Below are 13,906 nucleotides of genomic sequence, written 5' to 3' on the forward strand. Positions count from 1 at the left end.
TAATAGCAGCTACTATTACTGCTTTAGGAACAGCTATAACTATGAACTATACTTATAAAAGTCGTATAGAGAATAAGTATATATATACTTTTTCTTATGCTTCATTAAAAGATATAAATGAAAAATCTATAAAAAATATAATAGAAAAAAGCAATCACAAAATTACAAAAGAAGTGAATCTAAGTCTACTATATTCAGATAATATAGATGGTTATAACAAATATGGATTGATTTCCTTTGTTAAGTATTCAGACTTTATAAGAGTTTTAAAAGAGCTTGGAAATTATGAGCTAGTTAATAATATGAATTTGAATCTAACAGAAGAAAACCGCTGCATTTATGTACAAAAGGCAGGAACATTAATAACTTTAAGTTTAGGAGAAAAAACAGATGAATTTATAGTAAATGATAAAAGGTTTTCAGTAAGTGAAAAAATTAAGATTCCTTTTCTTGGTGGAATATACCCATCAGATTTATTGATAATAAATGATAGAACTTATAGTGAATTAGAAAGGGAATTAAAGAAAATAAATTTTTATGGAATAAAGGTAGATAATCAAGAAAATACGAAAGTATTAACAAAAGAATTAGAAAGTATGGCAGATAAAGATAGAAATAATTCAATACATTATTTTTATTTAGACCAAAAGGATAGTGATAATTGGGTTAAATTTGTATATGTTATAGGATGCTTTTTAGCTCTAGTATTTGCTGTAGCTACTGGTAGTATAGTGTACTTTAAAATCTTTGATGATGCAAACAATGATAAGGAAAAATACAAAATACTAATTAAGTTAGGAATAGATGATAGTGATATAGCTACTTCAGTAAATAAGCAGATTTCAATATTCTTTATATTAACTTTAACCTTAGGAATACTTCACAGTATATTTGCTATAAGAATTTTAAGTAAAATGCTTTTTGTAAATTTAATAAAACCTTTTATAATAACTGTTTTAATCTTTATAGTTATATACTTAATTTTCTTTGTCATAGCTAAAAGAAATTTTATTAGAGTTATAAGAGAAAAATAAATGTTTTGATTAGGCCTTCTTTAAATTTTCATAAAAATGATAAATAGGCTTACCTTTGGGTGAGCCTATTTATCTCCTATTATGTTGAAATAGAGGAGCCACTTCATATAAATAATAGTAATATATTGCTAGTAAAAAGTAGTTTAAAAAATTAATTCGTAAAGAATTAATTTTAAATATAATTATGAATTTTGTATTGTCAACTGTGAATTTAAATATTTAAGTATTGTATATTTGAAGAAATCTATCAATCATTTTTTTATGACTTTTTACAATGTTTTCCGGTAAATTATCAAGGCTTATAAAACTAAATCCAAGAGATTCACTTTTATCTATTTTAAGGTCACCACTCATTTCTTCAGTATAGTATGCAATGGTAACAGCATAAAACTCATCACCATTAGGAACCTTTACTAAACTGTCCGGACCTGAAAATACATCTATTAATTTTAACTTTCCAACAGTTAAACCTGTTTCTTCTAATACTTCTCTCCTCGCTGTATCTTCCGTAGATTCTCCAAGTTCCATTAATCCACCAGGTATTCCCCACATTCCATAGGAGGTTGTTTTTCGTTTTTGTAACAATATTTTATTTTTATCATCTACAATTATTACAACTGCACCTACTAAAATAAGAGGCCTATGACCAACTATACTTCTCAATTCTTCTACGTAATTCATTTTTTTCACCTCGTGTTTTTATATAATTAAATATATAGCAGTATCCTATTAGTTAGTATTATATTATAAATTAATTATATACAGTATATAATTATATGTCTTTAAAATAAGAAGTTTATTTAGTGTAGGGGCGAACATTGTTAGCACAAAAATCTAAAATCATTTCCATTGTTAAATGTTAGATAGATAGTTAATATTTTAGTAAGTGGTATTTAAAAAATATCCTAAAATTGATAAACATATTATTTATAGAAATCATATCCATGATAATTATAATGGCACTAGATATTAGTATAAGAACTGGCGAACAATGTTTGCTACTATGATACTGCGAATAATAAAGTACATGAGAAAATATTTTACAGAACAAATTGGTTTTTTAGTTCGATAAAAATGATATTTTTTATATAATGTGGCAGATTTTTTATAAAAGAGGTAAATTTTAAATTTAAAAGATATTAAGTGTATAGAGCTTTTTAACGATATATAAGATATATATTTCAGAAACCTCGATTTTCCCTATATAAATCAAGGTTTTATTTTAATTCGTCAAAAGAAACGTCAAAAATTTAAAAAATATTTTCTATTATGTTAGTTGCACGTTTTATCATATCATCATTCACGTGAGAATATGTTTTCATTGTTTCTTTCACATCATGTCCAAGAAGTTTAGCAGCAGTTTTAAAATCAACACCACTGCTTATCAACATAGTAGCGTATGTATGTCTTAATTCATGAATTGTGATATTAAATTTTTTTAGCATTTCATTTAAAGTGTCGCTACATGAAGATAGGTTTTTTAAATCAAAAAGTCTATTGTCCATATTGATTATTTTTTTGCTATCCTTCAACTGTTTTAAATATTCACATAGAATAGTTGGGATAGGAACTGTTCTATATGAATGTCTGCTTTTTAAAGAACCGAATCCATAGCTATATTTGCCGTCTTCTGTTTCTATCTTTTTCCATTGTTTTGTTACATTTATTAAGCGATTATTTAAATCTATTTCATCCCAAGTTAACCCTGCAATTTCCCCTAATCTCAAACCACAGTGAGACGCTAATAGCACTATTAGGTAATAATCATATTTTCTTTTGCGGTTGCGGTTACTAAAATAATTTAATATCATATTTAACTCTTGCCTAGTTAAGGCTCTTTTAGTTTCTTCCTTTTTTTTAGAGTTTAATTTTATTTTTTTAGCAGGGTTTGTAGCTAATATTTCAAATTCATTTATAGCACTATTAAAGATAGTGTTGATTTTTGCTACATAATCACTTATGGTAGAGAGTTTTAGTTCATTTTTAATCAACTTATCAATGCACCTTTGAATATCCATCTTAGATATTGCGTTAAGTTCTAGATCTTTTAAATCTAAAAAGTTGTTATATGCATTTTTAAAAGCTAATATTGTATTAGCTTCGCGATAGAGAGATATATGTTCTATGTACATATCGAAAAATTCGCCAAATGTAATTTTCTTTAATTCATTTGGTGTATTGTTTCTTATGTTTACATCTGCTTTTATCTCTTCTAGTAGTTTATCTGCATATTTTTTAGCGTCTCTTTTAAGTTTAAACCCTTGTTTGCTCCTTTGTTTCCACTCTTTTCCAACCTTATAGGAGATTATTACTTGTATCCCTTTATCTTTTTCTCTATAGGTAATGTTATAATCCATAATAAACCTCCAATAATCTACTTATCTTTTATATTTATAACTTAATATTTTTAATTGATTTAGTAATTCATTCGCAAACTCTATAATTTCTTCTTCAGTTAGTTTATCTGCATTAAACCCACCGAATCCCATTACAGATGGCTGCTTTAGCATAAATTGCATAGCTTCTTCTGCGGTATTAAATTCATTAGTATCATCTAATTCCTTATCAGCGGAATCATACTTACTTATACATTTTTCTTTAGGCTCAAGAGCTTCTCTAGCCATAGCATTTATTTTATTTAAAGAATCCATAGCCATATTTAATTTTTCCTCTGTACTCAATAAGTAATCAACTGAAACATTAAAGTAATCAGCAATTTTCTTAAGAGTAGTCGTCTTAGGATTTTTAGCCTTGCCCGTTTCTATATCAGATATGGTGCTTTGACCTACACCAGTAGCATCTGATAATTGCTTTAAAGTCATTTTTGCTTCTTCCCTAAGTTGTTTTATTTTATTACCTGTAATATTCATTCTTTTCTCTCCTTTATCCGGTTTACAGGACAATGATAACATATAAATCCGGTAAAGTAAATAGCAAAATTAAGGAAAAAAAAGAAAAATGAAGTAATAGGGAGCTATTTTGAACAAATGTTCGTTAAACCGGATTTAAAATATTTGCTTAACCGGATAAATGTAATATAATAGACTTAACGGTTAACCGGATACGGTGTACAGGAGGTGGAGAAATGAAGAACAATATTAGAGACATAATTGAGTCTAAAGGATTAAAAGTAACTTTTGTAATAGAAAAGACTGGACTTGCGAGATCGAGCTTTTACGAAATAATGAATGGCAATGCCGTTCCAACATTGATAAATGCTAGGAAGATAGCTGAAGTTTTAGAAACAGGCTTAGATGAAATATTTCCAGGTGAAAATTTTAATACAGAGGTGTAATTATGTGTAATGAAAAACTTTTATCTGTAAAAGCATTAGCAGAAAGATGGGATAAAGACGAAAGCTCTATAAGAAGATATGTTAAAGAAGGTGTTATAACCCCATGTAAAGGCGTACCTGGGATGATGTTTCATCCGCAGTACGTTGCAAAACTTGAAGGCGTAGAATTGGAAAGATTTTCACCTTTAGAGAAAAGAAGATTAGAAAAAGAAAAAGAAATACTTAAAAAAGAAAATGCACAATTAAAAGAAATTTTAAGCAAAGTTTTAGTAGAAAGCTCTAAAATTATTAATTTGTAGGACAAGCACTTATAAGTATAAAAATAAATTTGTAGGACAAGCCACCACTAAAACCTAACTCGGTGGAAACATGGCATAAAGAGAGGTATTGGAACGGTAATAAATTTAACTAACCCAAATAGTAAAACTAAATAAGCCAATAAATAGCGAGAGTGAGCGACGATATGAGCCACGCCAAAATACATTTAAAGGTCATTGCGAGGAAGTGTTGGTTTACTTAGTTTTACTATAAAGGGGAATACAAAAGGAGTTGATAAGTTGGACAAGCAGTCTATACAAGAGATTTTAAAAAAGATGGGAGAAGATATACCGAAAGAAATTCCTAAATCTTCTCCAAAAGAAATCACAATAACTATTGATTATGAATATATGGCGATTTCAATAAAAAGACAGTTGTCTTAAAAAACATAAACATAAGGAGGTAAGAATGGATAACAAACATGAAGACTTAGAAAGACTAGAAGAATTAAAAGAGCGACACAAGAGGAATAAAAAGAACTTTAAGCTATTAATAATTACATCAATTATTTCTCTTATATCGTTAGCGGTAAGCGTTATAACATTTTTTAGATAGTAAATTTAAGGAGGTAATAAAATGAATAAGAAATTAAAAGAAGCACAAGGAATATCAAAAGAAAAATTAGAGTGGATGAAAGAAGTGGGAATAAAAGAATTCGATAAACCTATGAAATATTACAGAGGGATGTCTTGGCTTTATTCAGAAGATCACATAAAAAATACTCCCCTTGAAGAACTTAAAAGAAAATATGATAAAAGACTAATAAAATCAGGGGAGCCAATTTTAAATGATAATGATATTAAATTAAAAACTATAAATCAAATGAGGAGTAATTATAATCTTGAACCAATAGAGGGAGGAGATGCAACTCTTGCTCATTCAGTTAAAAATAGATTGCTGGAAGAACATTTAGAAGAGATGGCAACATGGTTAGAAGAAGAAAATATAGATAAAAACTCAAATTTAGGGAAAGAATTATTGAAACAAACAAGAGAATTGATAATGCAACATTATGAAATAAGAAAATTAAAAGAAAAGACGACCCAAATATTAGGTCGCCTACAAGATTAGTCAATATGCACAAAGCCATCAACAGCAGTTTTAAAGTTATTAAATTCTGTGACAGTCCATTGATGTGCATGATTAGTTACAACACATTGAATAAATTCGCTTTTAAAGGTATCGAATGTAGAGAAAATGTCATCAAGTTCAGGCCTGTCTACTAGTTGGGAGCTAGATAGATATAAAGCCTGTGCAGAAGCCATATAAGTCATTGCTTCATTTAAATATAAAGTTGATAATTTTTCATTTTCTCGATTTTGAGTATCTTCAAAAAGTAAATCATATGCAGATTTACTAGAAAAATATCCTAATCTAATTAATTTGAAAAGTCTTTCTTTCTGATATTCAAAAAGCGTAGGATTAAATTCGCCGAATATATCTTTCATAGTATCACCTTCCTTTCAAGAAGATTTTACCACGGAAGGAAACATAAAACAAAGGAGAGGATAAATTGAACAAATTAATACCATTAGAATTTAAAAACCAAAGAATAATGACAACTAGAACCCTAGCTGAACAATATGGAACTAATGAGCAAAATATAAGCAAAAACTTTACTAGAAATTCAGAAAGATTTATTGAAGGCAAACATTATTTTAGGTTAGAAGGTGAAGAACTAAAGCAATTTAAAGGGTATGTACTAAATGACGAAAGCCTAAAATTTGTATCAGTTCTATATCTTTGGACAGAAAAAGGAGCAGCTAGACACGCAAAGATATTAGATACAGACGAAGCATGGGAAGTATACGAAGCATTGGAAGAAACTTATTTCAGAGTTAAGGATAACAACATTGCTATTAACCAACTAAGTCCAGAATTACAAATGTTTAAACAAATATTTGACAGTGTGGCACAGCAACAGTTGGAGCAACAACAAATTAAAAAGGAAATTACACAAACCAAAGAAGAGGTACAAGCCATAAGAGATGTTGTAGAGATAAGCCCAAAAAACAATTGGAGAGAAGAAACAAATAAAATTGTATCTAAGATATGTAGAAAATTTAATGATTATAAGAAACCTAAAGATGAAATATATGCAGCATTAGAACAAAGAGCACGTTGTAATCTTAAAACTAGGCTTAACAACCTAAGAGGAAGGGCATTTGACAATTGTTGGTCACAAAGCAAAATCAATGCTTTAAATAACCTTGATGTAATAGCAGATGATATTAAACTTATAGAAATTTATACAGCCATAGTAAAAGAAATGGCTATTAAATATAAAGTGGCGTAGGAGGGTTAAATTAATATGAAAACTTATAAAACATGGGAAGTTATAAAAATGATAACAGAGGACAAAAATAAGAAATTCGAGGCAACTTACGGAACAGATAAATTACTTATATATGCAAATAATGATGGATTTTTCAAAATCCAAACGAACAATGTTGCTTGCACGCACCAATTAGATGGCAACCTGCAAATAAGAGGAGAGTGGACTCTAATTAAACAACCAGTAAGCTTTATGGAAGCTATAAAAGCTTTTTCACAAGGTAAGACAATAAAAGCTCTTCGTAAGAACAGGGAGTATACAGTATATAAACCTGTTAAACATTCAGCTTTTACAATCTACGATTATGAAGGACTTATAGACACAAGGCGTATGCCAATTGTACCCTATGAGATCTTATATTGTGAATGGTATATAGAGGAGGATTAATATGTTAAAAGGCTTATTAGCAGATTTAAACCTAGACAGTGCAGAATTCGAGGTAGTAATGCAAATGACAACCGAAGATATAAAGTTCAATCGAACTAGTTTTGGAAAGAGGACAAGCATAAAAGATGTGCTTAGTATAGCCGAAAAGTCGGCTACAACTCTTAGGAGGTGCGTTTGACATAGATGATGGAGAAATATATAACACTATAACTGGACAAGCTGTTGGAGATTTAGGGGCTTTAAACTTAGAAGAAATTAATAAATTATTGGAGGATTTATAAATGAATAAAACGCTAAAAATTAACTCAAGCAATTGCTTTTTAAGTGTAAATTGTGGGAACAACATAAGAATAAACGGGGCCGATTTAAATAAGATAATCCATAATAACTTACCAGAGTTAGAGGATTATACTGACTACCCAATAAAGTTAAGTGTACAAATAGAACTCTTAGGCACTGATGAATTAAAAGTTAATGCAGAAGGTTATGAAATTATAGAAAAGAAAGAGGATGAAGAATTATGGTAAATGCATTATTACAAGGAGAATTATTAGAAATAGAAGGGAAAAGAGGTTTTGAAGTTAACGGCATAGACGGAGTTAACTGGTGTTTTAGGAAGATTAGAGCACTTAAGGAAAAGAAAGAAGAGATAGACAGAATAGCTAATGAAGAACTAAGCAGAATAACAACGTGGCGAGATAAAGAAAACGAAGGCATAGACAATAGTATCGAATACTTCGAAGGGCTTATAACAGAATATTATTTAAAAATAAAAAGAGAAGATCCAAAAGCTAAATTAAGTACACCATATGGAAAGGTAACAAGTAGAAAGAACTCAAAGTGGAACTATAACGAAGATGAAGTAAAACAATGGTGTAAGAGTAGTGGCCATACAGAGTTAATTAGACTCAAAGAAGAGTTGGACAAGTCTACATTAAAGAAAACTTTTAAAGATGGTGTAGATACAGAAACAGGAGAAGTTATTCCAGGTATAAGCATTGTAGAGGAAGAAAGCATTTCAATAAAAGTAGAATAGGGAGGTAATGGGGATGAAAAAATCAGAAAGCATAAAAGAATTAGCTTCAGCTTTAAAAAAATTTCAAGCAGAAGTTAAAAACCCAAAGAACGTAGCTAATAATCCATTCTTTAATAGTAAATATGCTCCATTAGATGAAGTTATAAATACAATTAAAGATCCACTAAGTAAACATGGATTATCTTATATACAAATGCCTAATAGTGAAGATGGGACTTTAGTATCAATAGTAACTATCTTGCTACATGAGAGTGGAGAATGGATAGAAAGTGATCCATTAAAATTAAAAAATGATAAGCCAACAGCACAAGGTTCTGGAAGTTCAATAACATATGCTAGAAGGTATCAACTATCAGCTATGTTAGGCATAGCAAGCGAAGATGACGACGACGGAAATGCTGCAACGCATGGTTCACCAGAGTCTAAAGAGTCTAAAAAAATTACAAAAGAGCAAGCAGAAGAAATAAGGAACTTATCAAAAGAGAAAAAGATGTCTGAAGAATATATTTGTAAATTTAGAAAGGTTAATAAATTTGAAGATTTACAAGAGAATGACTGGAAGGCAGCTATGGAATGGCTGAGAAAAAAATAGAAAACCCTTAACAATGGGTTCTCTAGACAGTAATTTAATATTATCGGTAAGAGTTACGGCAATAACTCTTACCCACATTATAGCAGATAAAAACTAATTTAGAAATAGGATTATAAGTTTATAGGAGGAATAGATGGCGGGAGAAGGATTTCAAAAAGGCTGGGTAGGCATTTATAGAAGTATTCAAGACCACTGGTTATGGCAAGAGAAACCTTTTAGCAAAGGACAAGCGTGGATGGACCTTCTTTTGTCAGCCAACCACAAAGATAATAAATTCTTACTAGGCAATGAAATTTTGCAAGTTAAGAGAGGTAGTTTTGTCACTTCTGAACTCAAATTGATGGAGAAATGGGGGTGGAGCAAGAGTAAAGTAAGGAGTTTTTTAGATTTGCTCCAACAAGACCACATGATAGTAAAAATTAGTGACAAAAAAAAGACCACGATAAACATAGTAAATTACGAGGATTACCAAGAATTAAGAACCACAAAAGAACCACAAAAAGACCATGCAAGAACCACAAAAGAACCATGCAGAGACACAAACAATAATGATAATAATGATAATAAGTATATTAATAATAATAAAGAAGAAATAAACCCAATAAAGGTATATCAAAATAATATATTTCCTATGCCAGGAGTAATAGAAATAGAAGGCATTAGAGAATGGTCAAATACACTAGGAAATGAATTAGTTGTACAAGCAATAGAAATAGCAACAGAGAACAACGTAAGGAATTGGAAGTATATAGAACGTATACTCATGGATTGGGATAGTAACGGTATTAAAACTTTAGACCAAGCAAAAGCATATTCGGAGAATAGAAAGCAGAAGGGAGGGCAGAAAGGACATGACAGAAATAGAAAAGATAATTCAGAGAATAAACAAGAATACGACTTCTCCTGTTTCTAAGCATAGTTACAGATGTGAAAAGTGCAAAGACACGCAGTGGACTTTAAAAGATGATAAATACTCTAGGTGTGAGTGCTACGAAATAGACTATGTAAAAAGACTATGGGAAAGTTTTGGAGTAAAAACAGAAGACGTAAAGAAGCTAAAAGAATACAAGCCTTACAATGAAGCTACTGTAAAAGCTCGTGACAAGGCTGTAGAATACATTAAAATCTTTGACTCAATTAAAGATACTAGAGAGAATGGTTTTGCTCTTATGGGACAACCTGGAGCGGGTAAAACACATATTGTAGTTGCTATAGGTAGTGCATTACTTGAAAGAAAAATTCCAGTGGTGTATACGCCTTACCTAGAAGCCATGCGAGAGCTTAAAGCTAACAGTATGGATGATGAATGCTATAACAAATTAGTTATAAGATACCAAAAGGCTAGAGTGCTTATAATAGATGATCTATTTAAGGATAAAGTTAAGAAAGGCAGATTGACAGGAGAACTAACAGAGGCGGACATGAAGCATATATATCCTATTCTTAACTACAGATACCTTAACTATTTACCAACTCTTATAAGTACAGAGTGTACACCTAATATGTTGCTAGATTTAGACGAAGCTTTGGGCGGAAGGATATTAGAGTGTTGTAGTAAATACGGGGTTGTATTCACTAAAGAGTGCAACTACAGAATGAGAAAATTTATTAAATGATTGGAGAGATAGAAAGATGAAAAAAGTAAAAATATTCTATAGAAGCGGACAAGTTGTAACTAAAAATTTTAAGGAGTTTAGCTTTGAGCAAAACAAATATTTCGACTATGAGGGAAATACAAAAATTAGACTGGATATTAACTATACACCTTTAGATGGAGAAGAAATCCACATAAATGCTTCTGGTATAGATTTTATAGAGGCTAAGGAGGTATAGAACATGATTATGGAAGTTAGCTTAATAGTTTTATCATTAACCGTAATAGTTGGGCTGTTAACCGCAGATGTGAGGTTTAAAAAGCTAGAGAATAGGATTAATTGCCTAGAAGATAATATGTTAGATAATTTCGGAGAGATTAAGAAAGGGTTAGAAACTTTAGAATTACAAGAGATTAATAATGGGGACATAATTATGGAGAAACTGAGCAGCAACAAAGAGAATGTAACTAAAGAGATTAATAATTTATATAGTAAATTGGTGTTCACACCTTTGGTATTTAAGTATGGAGAGAAAGGTGAAAGTAATGGAAGAATCAATAGTAATAAATGATGGAATCGGAGTTAAAGAACAGAGACATCTTATGGAGCTATCAACCTTGAATAAAGCATTAAACAATGAAGAATTTTTACAGATAGTTAGTGTTTATAATAAGGCACTAAATAGACTGTTGGAGCAGCAGGAAGAGTCGTAAATTGATTAAAATGTGAAGCAATGGGAGGAATTAAATGAATAAGAAATGTGGAAGCTGCGGTTGGAGAAGCGATAAGTGTAAAAATCCTAATAGTATTCATTATAACGAATTTAGAGATAAGGAAGATAAATGTAGTTTTAAAGTAAAAAATGAAGTAATACATTTATTTGATATAGAACATTGCTCTAAATTTCCCAAGGATAATAAAGATAGATTTAATGCTACTAAATGTGGTTATGTAAGAAAAAATGTTACTAATGATGTAAACAAAGTTACTTGTAAATTATGTTTAAGAGCATTAAATAAGAGTGAAATAAAAGGAGAATAAATATGATTTTTAAATATTTAATAGTATATCAATTACAAAAGGGTTCATGCAAAGAACTTAAGAATGTAGATATAAATTTAAGTAAAAAAATAGATTCAATACAAGATATTTGGAATATAGAGAGATTTTTGCGTAAAAGTGAAGAAGGATTAATAACTATATTAAATTATAAACTTTTAAGCAAGAGTAAAAAATATATTCTAACTAAAATGTGATCTACAATTCAAATAATACAAAGCTAGAAGGTGAAAATATGGGATTAATAGTGGATAATTTTGCAGGCGGTGGCGGGGCTAGTACAGGAATAGAAATGGCACTAAAAAGACCGATAGATATAGCAATTAACCATGATCCGGCAGCTATACTGATGCACAAGACTAACCACCCACAAACTAAACACTATCAAGAGAGTGTTTGGGATGTTGATATTAGAGAAATAACAAAGGGTAAAGAAGTAGATTTGGTTTGGTGTAGCCCGGACTGCAAAAATTTTTCAAAAGCCAAAGGAGGAAAGCCCGTAAATAAAAATATAAGAGGGTTAGCCTGGGTAGCTATTAAATGGGCAGGGACAGTAAGACCTAAAGTTATAATTTTAGAAAATGTAGAAGAATTTCAAACATGGGGGCCTATTAAAGATGGTAAGCCTATAGAAAAAGAAAAGGGAAGGACATTCAGGAGTTTCCTAAATGCTTTCAAGTATCTAGGATATGAAGTTGAATATAAGGAATTAGTAGCCGCAGATTACGGAGCACCAACTATTAGAAATAGATTCTTTCTTATAGCTAGGTGTGATGGGGAGCCTATAGTATGGCCAGAGCCTACACATGGCCCAGGTAAAAAACCTTATGTACCAGCAAGTTCAATAATAAACTGGAACTTAGAAGTACCCAGCATATTTGATAGGAAAAAGCCATTAGCAGAAAACACATTAATTAGAATAGCTAGAGGTATTAGAAGATATGTAGTTGAGGATGAACCTTTTATACTTGATAATACAGCATATTTTTTAAGTCATTACTATACACACCAGGGAAAAGAAACAAGATGCAGCAGCTTAAGAGAACCAATAGCAACTATACCAACTCAAAATAGATTTGGATTAGTAGCAGTTAAGTTACAAGATATTAGATTACCAATAAAAGATGGTGTAGCTGCTTTTCTAACTAAATATTATGGTTCAGATACAGGGCAAAGCTTAAATGGGCCAATACACACTATAACTATTAAAGATAGATTTGGATTAATTACTGTAAGGAGTAAAAACTATAGAATAGCAGATATAGGATTAAGGATGCTTACAGCTAGGGAGTTATTTAATGGGATGGGATTTCCTAAAAATTATATTATCGAAAGAGATTATATTGGTAAGAAATACCCAACAACTAAGCAAAAAGAAAAATGTGGAAATGCAGTTGTTCCCATATTGCCTAAAGCTTTAGTAGAAGCTAATCTTCCAGAGCTATGTAGAGGTTTAAAAGAAGTAATTTAAGCATTTATTTATCTATATATAACAATAAATAGATAAATACACAATTCAAATATATTATGCCATAAAGGAGTGAGAATTTTGGATGCAAAATTAATAGAGAAAATTAAAAAATTATTAGCTTTAAGTGAAAGTAGTAACGAAAATGAAGCAAAAGTAGCTATGCTAAAAGCTCAAGAGCTACTTGCTAAACATAAATTATCAATGAAAGAAGTTAAAGAATATAAGATAAATAATACTTCCATTAAAGAGAAGGTAAGTAATGTTTCTTTTAGGCAAGGTAAATGGAAAGCAGAATTAGGAGATATAATAGCTGAAAACTTTGGATGTTATCAATATTTTAAAAGAGGTACTTCTAGGACTATAGCCTTCTTTGGCAAGGAAGAAGATATACTGGTATGCAATATTGTATTAGAATATGCTGTTGATTGTATTCTTAGTGCTGTAAAAAAAATAAGGTATCAATATTATAAAGATGGATATAGTGCAAAAGGTTTAGAAAATGATTATGCACTAGGCTTTATAAGTGGTTTAGAAAAAATGTTTGAAGAACAAAAAAAGAAAAACCAGGAATGGGGGTTAGTACTTGTTAAAGATGTTGAAGTTGTAGAAGCTTATAACAACATCAAATTTAAAGGAAGTATTAATACAAGTACATCATTTCAAGGTCACAGTGAAGCTTATTATCAAGGAAAAGAAGACGGGGAAAAATTTAGTATTTCAAATAAAATTGCTGAAGGAGACACCGAGGAGCAATTAACTTTATCAGCAAGTAATTAAGGTATAA

At 30.2% G+C, this 13,906-nt stretch carries 25 protein-coding genes; 21 read left to right on the forward strand and 4 right to left on the reverse strand.

The window, feature by feature from the left end; all coding sequences use genetic code 11:
- Positions 1 to 1,034: hypothetical protein (locus ACY1IQ_RS12945; protein WP_461614327.1), on the forward strand; the 1,034-nt coding region annotated here is incomplete at its 5' end.
- Between the two features lie 219 nt (positions 1,035 to 1,253).
- Here the strand turns inward: ACY1IQ_RS12945 and ACY1IQ_RS12950 are convergent.
- The 3 genes from ACY1IQ_RS12950 to ACY1IQ_RS12960 form a co-directional block, all read right to left on the reverse strand.
- A complete protein-coding gene (locus ACY1IQ_RS12950) occupies positions 1,254 to 1,715 on the reverse strand; it encodes an NUDIX hydrolase (RefSeq protein ID WP_461614328.1) in 462 nt (153 codons plus the stop codon).
- A gap of 569 nt (positions 1,716 to 2,284) precedes the next feature.
- Entirely contained in the window at positions 2,285 to 3,391 is a 1,107-nt protein-coding gene (locus ACY1IQ_RS12955; RefSeq protein ID WP_461614329.1) for a tyrosine-type recombinase/integrase, read from the reverse strand.
- Between the two features lie 21 nt (positions 3,392 to 3,412).
- Positions 3,413 to 3,904 (reverse strand): helix-turn-helix domain-containing protein, encoded by a 492-nt coding sequence (locus ACY1IQ_RS12960; RefSeq protein ID WP_461614330.1) that lies wholly within the window; start codon positions 3,902 to 3,904, stop codon positions 3,413 to 3,415.
- A 215-nt stretch (positions 3,905 to 4,119) separates the two neighbouring features.
- Here ACY1IQ_RS12960 and ACY1IQ_RS12965 point away from each other — a divergent pair, with 215 nt between their 5' ends.
- The 5 genes from ACY1IQ_RS12965 (at position 4,120) to ACY1IQ_RS12985 (ending at position 5,718) form a co-directional block, all read left to right on the forward strand.
- Entirely contained in the window at positions 4,120 to 4,329 is a 210-nt protein-coding gene (locus tag ACY1IQ_RS12965) for a helix-turn-helix transcriptional regulator (protein ID WP_461614331.1), read from the forward strand.
- 2 nt (positions 4,330 to 4,331) lie between these two features.
- The gene (locus ACY1IQ_RS12970) at positions 4,332 to 4,628 is read left to right on the forward strand and encodes a histidine kinase (RefSeq protein ID WP_461614332.1); all 297 of its coding nucleotides are present in this window, start codon (positions 4,332 to 4,334) and stop codon (positions 4,626 to 4,628) included.
- Positions 4,629 to 4,886: 258 nt separating this feature from the next.
- Positions 4,887 to 5,030: a hypothetical protein gene (locus ACY1IQ_RS12975; RefSeq protein ID WP_461614333.1), complete on the forward strand. Its 144-nt coding sequence runs from the start codon at positions 4,887 to 4,889 to the stop codon at positions 5,028 to 5,030.
- Between the two features lie 25 nt (positions 5,031 to 5,055).
- Positions 5,056 to 5,202 (forward strand): hypothetical protein, encoded by a 147-nt coding sequence (locus ACY1IQ_RS12980; RefSeq protein ID WP_461614334.1) that lies wholly within the window; start codon positions 5,056 to 5,058, stop codon positions 5,200 to 5,202.
- 21 nt (positions 5,203 to 5,223) lie between these two features.
- Complete coding sequence (locus ACY1IQ_RS12985) at positions 5,224 to 5,718, forward strand: hypothetical protein (RefSeq protein WP_461614335.1); 495 nt, start codon at positions 5,224 to 5,226, stop codon at positions 5,716 to 5,718.
- Here ACY1IQ_RS12985 and ACY1IQ_RS12990 read toward each other — a convergent pair.
- Complete coding sequence (locus ACY1IQ_RS12990) at positions 5,715 to 6,095, reverse strand: hypothetical protein (protein ID WP_461614336.1); 381 nt, start codon at positions 6,093 to 6,095, stop codon at positions 5,715 to 5,717. The genes ACY1IQ_RS12985 and ACY1IQ_RS12990 overlap by 4 nt on opposite strands.
- A 65-nt stretch (positions 6,096 to 6,160) precedes the next feature.
- Between ACY1IQ_RS12990 and ACY1IQ_RS12995 the strand changes: the two genes are divergently transcribed.
- The 15 genes from ACY1IQ_RS12995 to ACY1IQ_RS13065 all read left to right on the forward strand — a co-directional run bounded on the left by ACY1IQ_RS12995 (position 6,161) and on the right by ACY1IQ_RS13065 (position 13,899).
- Positions 6,161 to 6,943 carry an ORF6N domain-containing protein gene (locus ACY1IQ_RS12995; protein ID WP_461614337.1) on the forward strand — a complete coding sequence of 261 codons (783 nt, stop codon included), beginning with the start codon at positions 6,161 to 6,163 and terminating at the stop codon, positions 6,941 to 6,943.
- Positions 6,944 to 6,958: 15 nt separating this feature from the next.
- A complete protein-coding gene (locus ACY1IQ_RS13000; protein WP_461614338.1) occupies positions 6,959 to 7,369 on the forward strand; it encodes a hypothetical protein in 411 nt (136 codons plus the stop codon).
- Position 7,370: 1 nt separating this feature from the next.
- Positions 7,371 to 7,547, forward strand: a complete 177-nt coding sequence (locus ACY1IQ_RS13005) for a hypothetical protein (RefSeq protein WP_461614339.1) — start codon at positions 7,371 to 7,373, stop codon at positions 7,545 to 7,547.
- A gap of 103 nt (positions 7,548 to 7,650) precedes the next feature.
- Positions 7,651 to 7,896 (forward strand): hypothetical protein, encoded by a 246-nt coding sequence (locus ACY1IQ_RS13010; RefSeq protein WP_461614340.1) that lies wholly within the window; start codon positions 7,651 to 7,653, stop codon positions 7,894 to 7,896.
- Positions 7,890 to 8,405 carry a host-nuclease inhibitor Gam family protein gene (locus ACY1IQ_RS13015; RefSeq protein ID WP_461614341.1) on the forward strand — a complete coding sequence of 172 codons (516 nt, stop codon included), beginning with the start codon at positions 7,890 to 7,892 and terminating at the stop codon, positions 8,403 to 8,405. Before ACY1IQ_RS13010 ends, ACY1IQ_RS13015 begins: the two co-directional genes overlap by 7 nt.
- Before the next feature lie 13 nt (positions 8,406 to 8,418).
- The gene (locus tag ACY1IQ_RS13020) at positions 8,419 to 8,997 is read left to right on the forward strand and encodes an ERF family protein (RefSeq protein ID WP_461614342.1); all 579 of its coding nucleotides are present in this window, start codon (positions 8,419 to 8,421) and stop codon (positions 8,995 to 8,997) included.
- 133 nt (positions 8,998 to 9,130) lie between these two features.
- A complete protein-coding gene (locus tag ACY1IQ_RS13025) occupies positions 9,131 to 9,910 on the forward strand; it encodes a DnaD domain-containing protein (RefSeq protein WP_461614343.1) in 780 nt (259 codons plus the stop codon).
- A complete protein-coding gene (locus ACY1IQ_RS13030) occupies positions 9,849 to 10,613 on the forward strand; it encodes an ATP-binding protein (protein WP_461614344.1) in 765 nt (254 codons plus the stop codon). Before ACY1IQ_RS13025 ends, ACY1IQ_RS13030 begins: the two co-directional genes overlap by 62 nt.
- Positions 10,614 to 10,629: 16 nt before the next feature.
- A complete protein-coding gene (locus ACY1IQ_RS13035; protein ID WP_461614345.1) occupies positions 10,630 to 10,830 on the forward strand; it encodes a hypothetical protein in 201 nt (66 codons plus the stop codon).
- 3 nt (positions 10,831 to 10,833) lie between these two features.
- Positions 10,834 to 11,163 (forward strand): hypothetical protein, encoded by a 330-nt coding sequence (locus ACY1IQ_RS13040; protein WP_461614346.1) that lies wholly within the window; start codon positions 10,834 to 10,836, stop codon positions 11,161 to 11,163.
- Positions 11,138 to 11,305 carry a hypothetical protein gene (locus tag ACY1IQ_RS13045; RefSeq protein WP_461614347.1) on the forward strand — a complete coding sequence of 56 codons (168 nt, stop codon included), beginning with the start codon at positions 11,138 to 11,140 and terminating at the stop codon, positions 11,303 to 11,305. The genes ACY1IQ_RS13040 and ACY1IQ_RS13045 overlap by 26 nt, the downstream gene beginning before the upstream one ends.
- A gap of 34 nt (positions 11,306 to 11,339) precedes the next feature.
- Positions 11,340 to 11,633: a hypothetical protein gene (locus ACY1IQ_RS13050; protein WP_461614348.1), complete on the forward strand. Its 294-nt coding sequence runs from the start codon at positions 11,340 to 11,342 to the stop codon at positions 11,631 to 11,633.
- 2 nt (positions 11,634 to 11,635) lie between these two features.
- The gene (locus ACY1IQ_RS13055) at positions 11,636 to 11,848 is read left to right on the forward strand and encodes a hypothetical protein (protein WP_461614349.1); all 213 of its coding nucleotides are present in this window, start codon (positions 11,636 to 11,638) and stop codon (positions 11,846 to 11,848) included.
- A 38-nt stretch (positions 11,849 to 11,886) separates the two neighbouring features.
- Positions 11,887 to 13,122: a DNA cytosine methyltransferase gene (locus tag ACY1IQ_RS13060; protein WP_461614350.1), complete on the forward strand. Its 1,236-nt coding sequence runs from the start codon at positions 11,887 to 11,889 to the stop codon at positions 13,120 to 13,122.
- 69 nt (positions 13,123 to 13,191) lie between these two features.
- Positions 13,192 to 13,899, forward strand: a complete 708-nt coding sequence (locus ACY1IQ_RS13065) for a DUF2786 domain-containing protein (protein ID WP_461614351.1) — start codon at positions 13,192 to 13,194, stop codon at positions 13,897 to 13,899.
- Positions 13,900 to 13,906 lie beyond the last annotated feature (7 nt).

Source organism: Clostridium sp. Marseille-QA1073, from assembly GCF_054863625.1.

What these genes read in the sequence shown, in the direction of transcription:
- ACY1IQ_RS12950 (WP_461614328.1), bottom strand. Translation starts at nt 1,715, where the DNA reads ATGAATTACGTAGAAGAATTGAGAAGTATAGTTGGTCATAGGCCTCTT.
- ACY1IQ_RS12955 (WP_461614329.1), bottom strand. Translation starts at nt 3,391, where the DNA reads ATGGATTATAACATTACCTATAGAGAAAAAGATAAAGGGATACAAGTA.
- ACY1IQ_RS12960 (WP_461614330.1), bottom strand. Translation starts at nt 3,904, where the DNA reads ATGAATATTACAGGTAATAAAATAAAACAACTTAGGGAAGAAGCAAAA.
- ACY1IQ_RS12965 (WP_461614331.1), top strand. Translation starts at nt 4,120, where the DNA reads ATGAAGAACAATATTAGAGACATAATTGAGTCTAAAGGATTAAAAGTA.
- ACY1IQ_RS12970 (WP_461614332.1), top strand. Translation starts at nt 4,332, where the DNA reads ATGTGTAATGAAAAACTTTTATCTGTAAAAGCATTAGCAGAAAGATGG.
- ACY1IQ_RS12980 (WP_461614334.1), top strand. Translation starts at nt 5,056, where the DNA reads ATGGATAACAAACATGAAGACTTAGAAAGACTAGAAGAATTAAAAGAG.
- ACY1IQ_RS12985 (WP_461614335.1), top strand. Translation starts at nt 5,224, where the DNA reads ATGAATAAGAAATTAAAAGAAGCACAAGGAATATCAAAAGAAAAATTA.
- ACY1IQ_RS12990 (WP_461614336.1), bottom strand. Translation starts at nt 6,095, where the DNA reads ATGAAAGATATATTCGGCGAATTTAATCCTACGCTTTTTGAATATCAG.
- ACY1IQ_RS13000 (WP_461614338.1), top strand. Translation starts at nt 6,959, where the DNA reads ATGAAAACTTATAAAACATGGGAAGTTATAAAAATGATAACAGAGGAC.
- ACY1IQ_RS13005 (WP_461614339.1), top strand. Translation starts at nt 7,371, where the DNA reads ATGTTAAAAGGCTTATTAGCAGATTTAAACCTAGACAGTGCAGAATTC.
- ACY1IQ_RS13010 (WP_461614340.1), top strand. Translation starts at nt 7,651, where the DNA reads ATGAATAAAACGCTAAAAATTAACTCAAGCAATTGCTTTTTAAGTGTA.
- ACY1IQ_RS13015 (WP_461614341.1), top strand. Translation starts at nt 7,890, where the DNA reads ATGGTAAATGCATTATTACAAGGAGAATTATTAGAAATAGAAGGGAAA.
- ACY1IQ_RS13020 (WP_461614342.1), top strand. Translation starts at nt 8,419, where the DNA reads ATGAAAAAATCAGAAAGCATAAAAGAATTAGCTTCAGCTTTAAAAAAA.
- ACY1IQ_RS13025 (WP_461614343.1), top strand. Translation starts at nt 9,131, where the DNA reads ATGGCGGGAGAAGGATTTCAAAAAGGCTGGGTAGGCATTTATAGAAGT.
- ACY1IQ_RS13030 (WP_461614344.1), top strand. Translation starts at nt 9,849, where the DNA reads ATGACAGAAATAGAAAAGATAATTCAGAGAATAAACAAGAATACGACT.
- ACY1IQ_RS13035 (WP_461614345.1), top strand. Translation starts at nt 10,630, where the DNA reads ATGAAAAAAGTAAAAATATTCTATAGAAGCGGACAAGTTGTAACTAAA.
- ACY1IQ_RS13040 (WP_461614346.1), top strand. Translation starts at nt 10,834, where the DNA reads ATGATTATGGAAGTTAGCTTAATAGTTTTATCATTAACCGTAATAGTT.
- ACY1IQ_RS13045 (WP_461614347.1), top strand. Translation starts at nt 11,138, where the DNA reads ATGGAAGAATCAATAGTAATAAATGATGGAATCGGAGTTAAAGAACAG.
- ACY1IQ_RS13050 (WP_461614348.1), top strand. Translation starts at nt 11,340, where the DNA reads ATGAATAAGAAATGTGGAAGCTGCGGTTGGAGAAGCGATAAGTGTAAA.
- ACY1IQ_RS13055 (WP_461614349.1), top strand. Translation starts at nt 11,636, where the DNA reads ATGATTTTTAAATATTTAATAGTATATCAATTACAAAAGGGTTCATGC.
- ACY1IQ_RS13060 (WP_461614350.1), top strand. Translation starts at nt 11,887, where the DNA reads ATGGGATTAATAGTGGATAATTTTGCAGGCGGTGGCGGGGCTAGTACA.